This window comes from Candidatus Planktophila sp. (assembly GCF_040402275.1).
In the GTDB taxonomy this organism is placed as follows: domain Bacteria; phylum Actinomycetota; class Actinomycetes; order Nanopelagicales; family Nanopelagicaceae; genus Planktophila.
The window spans coordinates 1-10,917 of sequence record NZ_JBBAMW010000023.1 but is presented as its reverse complement, the minus strand read 5'-3'; the positions used below and the strand labels follow the sequence as shown (position 1 = coordinate 10,917).

The window sequence follows — 10,917 nt, the reverse complement described above, 5'->3', positions numbered from 1 at the left end:
CCCAACCGGTTCCGTGATTAACCATTTGCTCCATGCGACCCTTACGAAGTGCCATTAACTGAGTCAAAACACCAAGATATTCTTCTGGTGCATCAATTGTTAAACGCTCCATCGGCTCATGAATCTTTCCATCGATCTTCTTAATAACTACCTGCGGCTTACCAACAGTTAATTCAAAGCCTTCGCGCTTCATGATTTCAACAAGCACAGCCAGCTGTAGCTCGCCGCGACCCTGAACTTCCCATGTGTCTGGACGTTCAGTATTGAGAACACGCAATGAAACGTTACCAACGAGCTCGGCATCAAGGCGGCTCTTTACCTGACGGGCAGTAAGCAGCTTGCCGCTTTTGCCGGCCAATGGCGATGTATTAATACCGATTGTCATCGAAATAGATGGTTCATCAACGATGATTAATGGAAGTGCGTGTGGATTTTCATTATCAGCCAGTGTCTCGCCCAATGTAATTGTCTCGATACCTGCCACGGCGATGATGTCGCCAGGATGGGCTTCAAGGGTTGGTACGCGCTCAAGAGCCTCTGTAATCAAAAGCTCTGAAATCTTCACTCGCTCTGTTGTGCCATCTGTCTTAATCCATGTAACAGATTGACCCTTTTTAATAACACCTTCGCGCACGCGACATAGTGCAAGACGACCCAAGAATGGAGATGAGTCAAGGTTTGTAACGTGTGCTTGCAACGGTGCACCTTCATGGTACTCAGGAGCTGGAATTGCAGAGAAGATAGTGTCAAACAAAACATCGAGGTTTTCTTCTACCGGCATTCCGCCATCTGCAGGGCGTGTCAATGATGCACGGCCAGCCTTTGCGCATGCATAGACAACTGGAAACTCGATCTGTGATTCATTGGCATCTAAGTCTAAAAATAGTTCGTACGTCTCATCGACAACTTCGGCGATACGTGAATCTGAGCGATCAACCTTATTAATAAGCAAGATAACTGGAAGATTCTTTTCAAGTGCTTTACGCAAAACGAAGCGAGTCTGAGGCAGTGGACCTTCTGAAGCATCGACTAACAAGATAACGCCATCGACCATTTCTAATCCGCGCTCTACTTCGCCACCAAAATCGGCGTGGCCCGGAGTATCAATAATGTTAACGATCGTATCCCCGCGCTTAACAGCTGTGTTCTTAGCAAGAATCGTAATTCCCTTTTCGCGCTCTAGATCCATTGAATCCATCATGCGCTCTTGGCCTTCGCCCTGCTTCTTATACGCTGCAAATGCACCTGACTGCCACAACATCGCATCAACGAGAGTTGTTTTACCGTGGTCAACGTGAGCGATGATCGCAACGTTACGAAGGTTCTCGCGCTTTTTAACTGGCAGGTCTTTAAGGTGTGCTTGGGTCTTGGCCACGAAAACTACTTTCCTAGTGAAGCCAGCCGTTATCAGGCCCTGCCTCTATCAACGATTTGGTAGTGCTGAGGCCAATTCCATCGGCCGCACCTAGTTATTCTACCTTTTGCGGTGGATATGGACTAATTGCCCCAGGTACGTGCTGATGTTTGCTGCCTGTTAACCGTGCGTTCAGGGCATAGATGCTGCTTGCACTTTTTTAGCCTTTATCTTCTCTCTAATTTAGCGAATAGAGGAGATTTAGTGAAAAAATTTATTGCGGCTTCATTTGCTGCCGTGGCACTTGTGGTTCCACAGGCGGTTTTTGCAGCAGATGCACCGGTACTAGTTTCTTCAGCGGTCGTACCAGATGTGGCTCTGAAGTTAGCATCTAACGGATCGATCGCTGATTCAGTTGCAAATGACCAGGGCGTCTTACTTGGCGGATTGGGCTCAGATCTTTATCACATCCCCGGTGATGCAGTAGATATTTTTTACGCCATCACAGACCGCGGGCCAAACAGTGACACAGTACAACCTGACAAATCTGCCGGAACTGGATTTGTGGTTCCAACTTTCTCTCCCCTCATTCTGAAGGTCCAGATTTCAGGGTCCAACGTTAAAATCCTTGAGACACTAGCGATTAAGACAAAAAGTGGCGTTGGCGTCACAGGTTTGCCAAACATCAAGGGTTATGACGCTGTTCCAACAGATGTTAAGGGAATTACTGCAGATACTTTGTATAACCTTTCTGGTCTAGATGCAGAAGGAATTGTTAAGACCGCAAATGGCGATTTTTGGATTGTCGATGAGTACGCCCCAAGTTTGGCTCAGCTTTCATCAACTGGAGCTATCAAGGCTCGTTACGTTCCAACTGGCTGGAAAGGAAATCCAACAACTTTTAAGGCCGTAAAATCGATTCCTTCGCTTTACTTAACTCGTAAGGCAAATCGTGGTTTTGAAGCGCTTGCTTTGTCACCAGATGGAAAGACCCTATTTATCGGTCTACAAAGCCCACTACTAAATCCAACAAAGGCAATTGGAGATGCGAGTCTTGCAACTCGTATCTTGCGCTTTGATCTTGGGTCAAAGTCATTTACAGGTGAGTTCGTATTCGGATTTGAAAAGGTTTCACTTGTTGATGCTAAAGCGACGAAAAACAGTGATTTGAAGTTATCTGCAATGGTAGCTTTGGATTCAAACACTTTATTAGTGCAAGAGCGCACCGATAATTCATTCTTGCTATCAACAATCACAATCGATGATTCAGCGAACATCTTGGGAAGTAAGTGGGATTTAGCTGCTACATCACCTTCACTTGAGTCATACACTGGTGTTGGCACCAACGCCGAAGTTGAAAAGTTGATTGCTGCAGGCAATAAGAAGGTTATTTTCAATAGCACCTCAATTGCAACGATGCCGAGCAAGATAGAGGGCGTTGCAGTACTTGATGCTAATCACATCGTGGTTGTAAATGATAATGACTTTAACTTCGCATACAACACAACTTCAGGTTTGGTTGAAATCGGTAAGTTGAAAACTTCATTCCTAACTATCAAATTGCCTGTTGCGCTTCCAACATATCCTGAAGCTGCTGCAGCCAAGTATGGAAAGAAGTGTTCCAAGGCTGGTCTAGTAGCCCTTGACTTAACATGCAAGGCAATTCAGGGTGACCTTCGCTGGAGAAAGTAAATTAGAAAGAAAAAGCCCCGCAGATTAATCTCTGCGGGGCTTTTTCTTTCCCTTAATCATTTTGCGGGAAACCTAAGTTGATTCCACCATGGCTTGGATCTAACCAGCGGCTTGTAACAACTTTGCCGCGTGTAAAGAAGTGAACACCTTCGGTGCCATGTGCATGAGAATCACCAAATAATGAGTTCTTCCATCCACCAAATGAGTAATACGCCATCGGAACTGGAATAGGAACGTTGATGCCCACCATTCCAACCTCTACCTCGTTCTGGAATCTGCGAGCTGCGCCTCCGTCATTTGTGAAGATCGCTGTTCCGTTTCCATATTGATGTGAGTTCACTAAGTTCAAAGCCTCGTCATAGGTGTTTACGCGAATAATGCTTAAAACTGGACCAAAGATTTCATCCTTATAAATAGACATTTGTGGGGTCACATTGTCGAACAATGTTGGGCCAAGCCAGAAGCCATCGCCAGCTATTTCTAATGTGCGACCATCAACCACAACGGTTGCACCTTCTTTACTACCTGCCTCAATATAAGACGCAACTTTGTCGCGGTGAACTTTAGTAACAAGGGGACCCATGTCAGAGCCTTGTGTGCCATCACCAGTTTTAATAGATGACATACGAGATTTAATCTTTTCAACGAGCGCAGATGCAATTGGTTCTACTGCAACGATTGCAGAAATGGCCATGCAACGCTCACCTGCTGAGCCAAAGCCAGCGTTAATTGCGGCGTCGGCTGCAAGTTCAAGGTCAGCATCAGGCAAAACAATCATGTGGTTTTTAGCCCCACCTAGCGCCTGCACGCGCTTGCCAGCTTTAGTTCCAGTCTCATAGACGTAACGCGCAATAGGCGTTGATCCCACAAATGAAATTGACTTAATTCCTGGGTGAATAAGAAGTGCATCAACAGCTTCTTTGTCACCATGAAGCACGTTAAAGACACCGTCTGGCAATCCAGCCTCTTTCCACAACTGCGCCATAAACATCGCAGCAGATGGATCTTTTTCAGATGGCTTCACTACAACTGTGTTTCCACATGCAATGGCAACTGGGAAGAACCACATTGGCACCATTGCTGGAAAGTTAAATGGCGAAATAATTGCAACTGGCCCAAGTGCCTGACGGATTGAATACACATCAACGCCAGATGAAACCTCTTCTGAAAATCCACCCTTTAATAGATGCGGAATTCCGCAGGCAAACTCAACAACTTCTAGTCCTCGTGTTACTTCACCGGCAGCATCGCTCAACACTTTTCCATGTTCATCGGTAATGAGTGCAGCAATTTTTTCCTTGTTCTGCTGAACTAGCTCACGAAAAGCGAAAAGGACTTGAGTTCGCTTAGTTAATGAAGAGTGACGCCACGTTGCAAAAGCTTCAGTTGCGGCATTAACTGCGCGGTCCACAGTTGCTGCATCAGCAAAGGCAACGGTTTTGGTGACCTTGCCAGTGGCAGGGTTAAAAACTTCTCCGCTGCGCTTCGAACTCTGGGTATCAAGGGCGCCATTAATCCAATGCGTTATCTGGGTCATAGGTGCAATCTACTTCAGAGGTTTATGATGGCGCCACTAACTACCAAGGGTTCGAGGACACAGATGAGCGCTCCAAGTAATGATCCAGCAAAGCAAGCGGCGGTAAGTGCTGCTGACCACGAATACGTTTTTCACTCATGGTCTGCCCAAGGTGCTATTTCACCTATGCCCATTGCAAGTGGCTCAGGATCATACTTTTGGGATTTTGAAGGCAAGAGCTACTTAGATTTTTCTTCACAGTTAGTTTTCACAAATATTGGACACCAGCACCCTAAGGTCATCAAAGCAATTCAGGTACAAGCAGAGGTGCTTACAACAGTTGCGCCCCAGCATGCCAATGAAGCCCGTAATGAAGCGGCACAAAGAATTGTTGAATTAGCTGGCGATAACTTTGCAAAGGTGTTTTTTACAAACGGTGGGGCAGATGCGGTTGAAAATGCTATTCGCATGGCCCGCATGCACACACATAAGCACAAGGTGCTTTCAACATATCGTTCCTATCACGGCAATACAGGAGCTGCGATTAATGCAACGGGAGATCCACGCAGATTCCCTAATGAGTTTGCCTTTGGTCATGTGCATTTCTGGGGACCATATCTCTATCGCACAGCTTTCTGGGCAAAAGATGAAGCAGAAGAGTGCAGGCGCGCACTAGAACATCTTGAGCAAACAATTATCTTTGAAGGTCCCAACACAATTGGCGCAATTTTAATTGAGTCAGTTCCAGGAACTGCTGGTGTTTTGGTTCCGCCTAAGGGATATCTCGAAGGTGTGCGTGCACTGTGTGATAAGTACAAGATCATGTGGATTGCCGATGAAGTGATGTCTGGCTTTGGTCGCACGGGTAAGTGGTTTGCCTACCAACATTCAAACGTTGTTCCTGACTTAATCACTTTTGCAAAGGGTGTTACCTCTGGTTACATCCAATTAGGTGGAGTTGTCATCAGTGATGCAATCTCACACACCTTTGATGACAAGGTCTTTGCGGGTGGTCTGACATATATGGGCCACCCAATGGCATGTGCTACTGCGGTTGCAACTATTGATGTGATGAAGGAAGAGAAAATGCTGGAAAATGCCAGCATGATCGGTGAAACGATTCTGGGTCCTGGCCTCGCTGAATTAGCTAAGAAGCACAAGGTTATTGGCGATATTCGTGGTGCTGGTGTGTTCTGGGGTGTTGATCTAGTCAGCGATCGTGCAACGCACGAACCACTTGCACCTTATGGTGCATCAAGTCCTGCCATGAATGAATTAGTTGCTGCATGTAAGAAGAATGGCTTGATGCCATTTAATAACTTCAACAGAATTCACTTGTGCCCACCGTGCAACATCTCTGCAGAAGATGCCAAGCTTGGTCTTGAGATTTTGGATAAGTCTTTAGCTGAAATTGGAAAGTACTACACAGGTGATTAAACGTTGAATCTAAATTCAACAACATCACCGTCTTGCATGATGTACTCCTTGCCTTCCATACGAACCTTGCCCTTTGCTTTGGCTTCAATCATTGTGCCTGCAGTCATGAGATCATCAAAGCTAACGATTTCAGCCTTAATAAATCCCTTCTGAAAATCTGTGTGAATAACTCCTGCAGCCATTGGTGCGGTGTCACCTTTGTGAATTGTCCATGCACGAGTTTCTTTTGGACCTGCAGTCAAATAAGTCTGTAATCCCAAGGTATCAAAACCAACACGTGCCAAGGTTGCAAGACCTGGTTCCTTCAAACCAATTGATTGCAGCAATTCAAGAGCGTCTTCATCGCTAAGTTCGGCAAGCTCTGCCTCTGTCTTTGCATCCAAGAAAATAGCTTCAGCTGGTGCAACTAGTGCTTGCAGCTTTGCCTTTAACTCCGGATCATTAATTTCTGCAGCATCCACGTTAAATACATATAAGAATGGCTTAGCAGTTAAAAGATGAAGCTCGGCCAATAGTTCGCGATCAATTGAACTTTGTGACAACGGCTTTCCAGATTGCAACCAATAATTGGCAGCCTTAACCGCCTCTAAAACTGGTGCCTTCTCTTTTGCAACACGAGCCTCTTTTTCAAGACGAGGAATTGCCTTTTCAATTGTTTGTAAATCTGCGAGCGCTAATTCAGTGTTAATAGTTTCCATGTCAGATGCTGGGTCAATACGACCATCAACGTGAACTACATCACCATCGCTAAATACGCGGATTACCTGACAGATTGCATCGGTGTCACGAATGTTTGTAAGGAACTTGTTTCCAAGGCCGGCACCTTCTGATGCGCCTTTAACAATTCCTGCGATGTCTACGAAAGAGACAACGGCTGGCAGCAACTTCTCTGAACTAAAGACTGTGGCTAGCTTGGCTAGGCGATCATCTGGCACTCCCACCATTCCCACGTTGGGCTCAATGGTGGCAAAGGGGTAGTTAGCGGCCAATACATTGTTCTTGGTCAGGGCATTAAACAGGGTCGACTTTCCGACGTTTGGCAGTCCGACGATTCCGATTGAGAGGCTCACTGGGCTTAGCCTACGCGGGATTGTCAGTGCTGACTGCCACGATAGGCCCATGCCCGCATACGTAGTGACCTTATTAATAGGACTGATCGCAGGAGCTGCGATCGGATTCCTCTTTTCCTCCCTGAAATCCAAGGATTCAGCCGGCAACCAAGCCCTGCTTGATGATTACAAAGTTCAACTAGATGCAGAGCGCAAGAAGACAGAAACAGCCATCACGCTCAACGCTGAACTATTGGCGGTTAAGGACTCTGTTTCAAAGCTAACAACACAATCAAATGAAGCAAACCGAATCCGTACTGAGGCTGAAGCAAAATTGAACACAACGATTCTAGAAATGCGCCGTGCCTCTGAATCAATCTTTGATGAGACAAAGAAAATTGCCGGCGCGCTTTCTAATTCCCAAACCCGTGGAAAATTTGGCGAGGCTCAACTAGAGCTATTGCTACAAGGTGCTGGCCTGCGCGAAGGACATGAATACACCGCACAGCGTTCGACAACAGATGCTGACTCTTCAGGTATTCCTGATGTAACAGTCAATATGCCTGGCGGCTCGCAATTATTTATTGACTCCAAGTTTCCTTTTGAGCGTTTCCTGGAAGCATTTGGCACAGATGATCAAGCAGAGCGCGATCAGTATTTGCAGCAACACACCAAGGATTTACTCAAGCACGTTGAAGCGCTCGCAAAGCGTGGCTATCACAAATCACAGGGCTCACCTGATTTTGTGGTTCTCTTTGTTCCCTTTGAAACGCTTCTCTCTGAAGCACTTCGTCTTGATCCCATGTTGCTTGAAAAGTCGTTTAAGGTTGGCGTAACGATTGCAACACCAACATCCATGATGGCTCTTCTTCGCACAATCGGATATATCTTTACTCGCAATAAGTTAGCTGAAAATGCTGACGAGATTCAAAAGGTTGCAAGCACCTTCCTAAAAAACATCACCCTGCTCCACACAAAGATTGTCGCGGTCGGCAAGGCAATTTCTCAAACCTCTAAGGCCTATGAAGATCTAGTGCCGACAGCTGAAAAGACTGTTCTGGCACCTGCTCGCAGAATTCATAACTTGGGTGTTACTGGAGATAAAGATAAGTTAGCCATCGCCTACCCTGAGGCACCGGGCGCGGTTCGAGATCTTAAGAATGCAGAGTTAGATAGCAGCGATGATTACATTGATGCAGAAGAGGTAGATGAGTAATGAGCACACTACAAAAGATTCAGATTCAAGGTCCTGGTCTGAAAAAAGAAGGCATTGTGGTTCTGCAAACACTGTTTATCGGCTTCTTTGTCTTTATTGAAATGACTATTCGCACCGGGGTTGGAGTCCTTACTGGAATCGCAATTTGCGCAGCCCTCTATGGCTCACTGCGCTTTGGTCGCCCAGGCACAACCTATGTTTCAGTTGTTACTCCCCCATTGGCATTTGCAGGATCTGCCCTCTTCATAACAATGATTGCCGATGGCTTTAGACCATCTCGAGTTGGTATTGATTTCATCGCAGCTCTTGCATCAGAGGCGCCATTTTTAATTCTAGCTGCGGCCTATGGCTGGTTTGTGTATTTAAATCAAAAAGCCAAAGCTAAGCCATCAAAGCGTAAGGCTGTTACGCAAGAGAATTAAGCCTGCCCGGCTGCTTTCATATCTTTACGAAGCTCTGGTGGCAATGCAAAAAGAAGTGATTCCTCAGCTGCGGTAATTTCTTGAACATCCTTAAAGCCATGTTCGTGCAATGTTGCCAAAACATCCTTGACCAAAATTTCAGGAACTGATGCACCACTTGTTAGGCCGATAGTTTCAACACCTGTAAACCACTCATCTTGAATCTCTTCGGCATAATCAATTAAATAGGATGCTTTTGCGCCGTATTCCAGCGCAACCTCAACTAGGCGCACAGAGTTACTGGAGTTTCTAGAACCCACAACAATGACAAGGTCTGCCTGAGGCGCAATCTCTTTGATCGCTTCTTGACGATTTTGTGTTGCATAACAAATGTCATCACTCGGTGGTGCTTGAATTTCAGGGAAGCGCTCTTTCAAGATTGCAACAGCTTCCATAGTTTCATCAACGGATAATGTGGTTTGAGAAAGCCAGACTAAGTTCTTACCTGGTGTTGGCTGAATCGTGCGAGCACCATCTAACCCATCAACAATGCGAACACGATCTGGTGCTTCACCGGCGGTGCCTTCAACCTCTTCATGGCCGTGGTGACCGATAAGCAAAATTTCAGAATCTTCTGTGGCAAAGCGTCGAACCTCATGGTGAACCTTGGTTACCAAAGGACAGGTGGCATCAATAGTTTTTAGATTACGAGCTGCTGCTTGCTCATGGACAAGTGGTGAAACTCCGTGGGCGGAGAAAACAACTGTCTTGCCCTCTGGAACTTCATCTGTCTCTTCCACAAAGATCGCACCTTTTGCTTCTAGGGATGTAACAACGTGGACGTTGTGCACAATCTGCTTGCGCACATAAACCGGTGCGCCATAAAGGGCCAAAGCTTTTTCGACGGTGATCACTGCGCGATCGACCCCTGCGCAATATCCGCGAGGCGCTGCCAGTAGAACTCTCTTAGCCATGGGGCCAGTCTATTAGGCTGATGTCATGTTCGAAACTTCAAGTGAATCCCCAGCGCCAGTTCGGGTCGTCTCTGAAGCGATCAAGGATTATGTCGATCGGCTAGGTCCTATTTGGATCGAAGGCGAAATCAGCGAACTCAATGAACGCAGCGGAATGATGGCATTTATGCGCTTGCGCGATACATCGGTGGATATGTCGATCTCGGTGATGTGTCACAAATCGGTGATAGCAACGGTTAAACCTTTGCCTGATAACGCACGCGTTGTTTTATATGCAAAGCCATCTTTCTATACCAAAAATGGTTCTCTCTCTTTTTCTGCTCGTGAAATCCGCCAAGTCGGTGTGGGAGAACTATTAGCGCGACTTGAAGCACTCAAGAATCTATTGGCAGGTGAAGGTCTCTTTGATTCTGATCGCAAAGTTGCCCTGCCACTACTACCTAAAGTTATTGGTCTGATCTGTGGGCGAAATACAGATGCTGAAAAAGATGTTGTTGAAAATGCAAAGCGTCGCTGGCCTAGTGTGCAATTTGAGATTCGTGAGGTCACAGTTCAAGGCGCTGCAGCCGTTAGTGAAGTATCAGATGCGCTGCGCGAGCTAGAGGCAAATAAAGATGTTGAAGTCATCATCATTACTCGTGGTGGCGGATCCTTTGAAGACTTGCTGCCCTTTAGCGATGAAGGATTAGTTCGGTTAGCAGCATCGTGTTCAACACCGATTGTCTCTGCCATCGGCCATGAAAAAGATGCCCCACTCTTAGATTTAGTTGCAGATTACCGAGCATCAACTCCCACAGATGCTGCCAAGCGAGTTGTGCCAGATATTGCCGAAGAGATTGCCATGATCGGTGCGATGCGAGATCGGGCCCGTCGCACATTGCTAAATCTCATTAATCTTGAGGCGACCCAGATTGCCAACTTCAAAAACCGCCCTGTTATGAAGGACCCACTTGTCTTAATCACTACAAGGGCTGAAATCATTGCTGGGCTGCGCGATAGATCAAACCGATCCTTTGCCCATCAATTGAAGTTAGCCAAAGAAGAGCTAAAGCAAATAAAGGCACGTGTGCGTGCCCTTTCACCACAAGCAACTTTGGATCGTGGCTATTCAGTAGTGCAGTTAGCAGATGGTCAAATAGTCACAGATCCAAAGAAGTTAAAGCAGGGCGATCAATTGAGGATTCGCCTTGCAAAGGGCGAGACCCAAGCCACAGTCAAGACTGAGTAAAGAGAGAGTAGATTTAGCACATGAGCGAAGCCAAAAAGATCTCCTATGAA

At 46.3% G+C, this 10,917-nt stretch carries 9 protein-coding genes; 5 read left to right on the top strand and 4 right to left on the bottom strand.

All coding sequences use genetic code 11. The features are described from left to right. On the bottom strand, window positions 1-1,375 hold a 1,375-nt coding region (locus tag AC9UEY_RS05085), incomplete at its 3' end, for a GTP-binding protein (RefSeq protein ID WP_509538669.1). Between the two features lie 243 nt (window positions 1,376-1,618). Here AC9UEY_RS05085 and AC9UEY_RS05080 point away from each other — a divergent pair. Then, window positions 1,619-3,046 carry an esterase-like activity of phytase family protein gene (locus tag AC9UEY_RS05080; RefSeq protein WP_509538666.1) on the top strand — a complete coding sequence of 476 codons (1,428 nt, stop codon included), beginning with the start codon at window positions 1,619-1,621 and terminating at the stop codon, window positions 3,044-3,046. 52 nt (window positions 3,047-3,098) lie between these two features. On the opposite strand, the gene AC9UEY_RS05075 is transcribed toward AC9UEY_RS05080, so the two are convergent. Then, window positions 3,099-4,583: a CoA-acylating methylmalonate-semialdehyde dehydrogenase gene (locus tag AC9UEY_RS05075; RefSeq protein ID WP_509538663.1), complete on the bottom strand. Its 1,485-nt coding sequence runs from the start codon at window positions 4,581-4,583 to the stop codon at window positions 3,099-3,101. Window positions 4,584-4,646: 63 nt separating this feature from the next. On the opposite strand from AC9UEY_RS05075, the gene AC9UEY_RS05070 reads away from it, so the two are divergent. Further along, entirely contained in the window at window positions 4,647-5,999 is a 1,353-nt protein-coding gene (locus tag AC9UEY_RS05070) for an aspartate aminotransferase family protein (protein WP_509538661.1), read from the top strand. Here the strand turns inward: AC9UEY_RS05070 and ychF are convergent. Continuing rightward, on the bottom strand, window positions 5,996-7,069 hold the full coding sequence (ychF, locus tag AC9UEY_RS05065) for a redox-regulated ATPase YchF (protein WP_509538658.1): 1,074 nt from the start codon (window positions 7,067-7,069) through the stop codon (window positions 5,996-5,998). The two genes, AC9UEY_RS05070 and ychF, sit on opposite strands and share 4 nt — an antisense overlap. 49 nt (window positions 7,070-7,118) lie before the next feature. Here ychF and AC9UEY_RS05060 point away from each other — a divergent pair, with 49 nt between their 5' ends. After that, window positions 7,119-8,264: a DNA recombination protein RmuC gene (locus AC9UEY_RS05060; protein WP_509538655.1), complete on the top strand. Its 1,146-nt coding sequence runs from the start codon at window positions 7,119-7,121 to the stop codon at window positions 8,262-8,264. Then, window positions 8,264-8,686, top strand: coding sequence for a hypothetical protein (locus AC9UEY_RS05055; RefSeq protein ID WP_509538652.1), 423 nt, complete (start codon window positions 8,264-8,266; stop codon window positions 8,684-8,686). The genes AC9UEY_RS05060 and AC9UEY_RS05055 overlap by 1 nt, the downstream gene beginning before the upstream one ends. On the opposite strand, the gene AC9UEY_RS05050 is transcribed toward AC9UEY_RS05055, so the two are convergent. Beyond that, a complete protein-coding gene (locus tag AC9UEY_RS05050) occupies window positions 8,683-9,639 on the bottom strand; it encodes a 4-hydroxy-3-methylbut-2-enyl diphosphate reductase (protein WP_509538649.1) in 957 nt (318 codons plus the stop codon). The two genes, AC9UEY_RS05055 and AC9UEY_RS05050, sit on opposite strands and share 4 nt — an antisense overlap. Window positions 9,640-9,664: 25 nt before the next feature. Between AC9UEY_RS05050 and xseA the strand changes: the two genes are divergently transcribed. Then, window positions 9,665-10,867, top strand: a complete 1,203-nt coding sequence (gene xseA, locus AC9UEY_RS05045) for an exodeoxyribonuclease VII large subunit (protein ID WP_509538646.1) — start codon at window positions 9,665-9,667, stop codon at window positions 10,865-10,867. The last annotated feature ends 50 nt before the right edge of the window (window positions 10,868-10,917 follow it).